Below are 779 nucleotides of genomic sequence, written 5' to 3'. Positions count from 1 at the left end.
ATAACATGGGCCGCATTGCGCCGCGCCAATGCCAGCCCCAGCCAGCGGTCGCCCTCCTGCCGTGGCGGCAGGCATTGCCCAGGGGCGAGCTTTTCCAGACCTTTCTGCGACTCTTTCGGCAGTTGGGCCGCACCGGCTTCAACGCACTGCAAAAGAACTTCGCCGGCCAGTTCTTCACGAACCGGTCCCACTGAGGCAAAAGACGCGCAAAAACTGTCCACCCCCTGTCGGTCTGGGGCAGAAATCAAACAAATGTCCAGCGTTTCAGGTAAGTTGAATTCCGCTTCGTGTTTCTTGTAATAGCCGCGCACATTGTCCAGAGAAATACGGATGCCGGGCAAAAGAACGCGCTTTTCAAAGCTCTGCATGGCGAGATGGTCGCGCATAAGCAAGCGCCACTCATTGACATCCAGCGACTCCTCGGCAAGAAAGCGCGCCAGTTCCTCTTCACCGCCATAATCCGCCCTCACATGCGCCACGGCGGATTCCACTGCGGAATCGGTGACGGGAATCTGCAGATTGCGCAATTCCTGATTTACCAACGCGTAAATGATAAGTGTGCCAAGCGCGTCGCCATACTGGCGCTTCATGTTTTCCAGCGAAGGCCGCTGCATGGTGTCCAGCGCCGCAGAGCGGCCGTCCAGCAGGGCCTGCACGGTGCGCAGGTAAATGGGGTCGCCGTTGACCGTAGCCACAACGCCTTCGGGCAGACGTCCTTCAAGGCAGCCGCCCAAAAACAGACAGCAGACAAGAAGCACCGGGCCGATCAGGGCAGGCCA

The 779-nt window shown here is 58.9% G+C and carries 1 protein-coding gene; it reads right to left on the bottom strand.

What is annotated here, in order from left to right:
- Positions 1-779: SurA N-terminal domain-containing protein (locus V6C16_RS14575; RefSeq protein ID WP_333543604.1), on the bottom strand; the 779-nt coding region annotated here is incomplete at both ends.

The sequence above is a fragment of the Desulfovibrio sp. 1188_IL3213 genome, assembly GCF_036763145.1.
Taxonomy (GTDB): domain Bacteria; phylum Desulfobacterota; class Desulfovibrionia; order Desulfovibrionales; family Desulfovibrionaceae; genus Desulfovibrio.
This window is presented reverse-complemented; position numbering and strand designations above follow the sequence as displayed.